At 49.6% G+C, this 262-nt stretch carries 1 protein-coding gene; it reads right to left on the bottom strand.

Translation table 11 applies throughout. The annotated features are described in order from the left end of the window. The coding region (locus RMT89_RS43795; RefSeq protein WP_399499036.1) for a hypothetical protein at positions 1-262 on the bottom strand (262 nt) is incomplete at both ends.

Genomic DNA, 262 nt, shown 5'->3' with positions numbered 1-262 from the left:
GGAAAAAAGCCAGCCTTTAAACCAAGGCCCAGCAAGAATAAGCTAATGGTAAGATGATCAAGCTCAACCGCCTGCCAGCTTTGCCAATCATAAACCCCGCCAGCGGCAGCAGCGCGTAATACCAAGGCACTAAACAATAACAGCTCGCCCAGTATCGCCAGCTGTAAATACAATCGTCCAGCCCGCTTTGCTGCTTTACTGCCGCTATGCAATACCAAAGCCGTAGCAGAGAGGCTCATCACACTAAAGCCCAGATAAAAAC

It is taken from the genome of Streptomyces sp. P17 (assembly GCF_032436805.1).
Classification (GTDB): Bacteria; Actinomycetota; Actinomycetes; order Streptomycetales; family Streptomycetaceae; genus Streptomyces.
The sequence above is the reverse complement of the archived record's forward strand: the minus strand, read 5'-3'. Positions and strand labels throughout refer to the sequence as shown.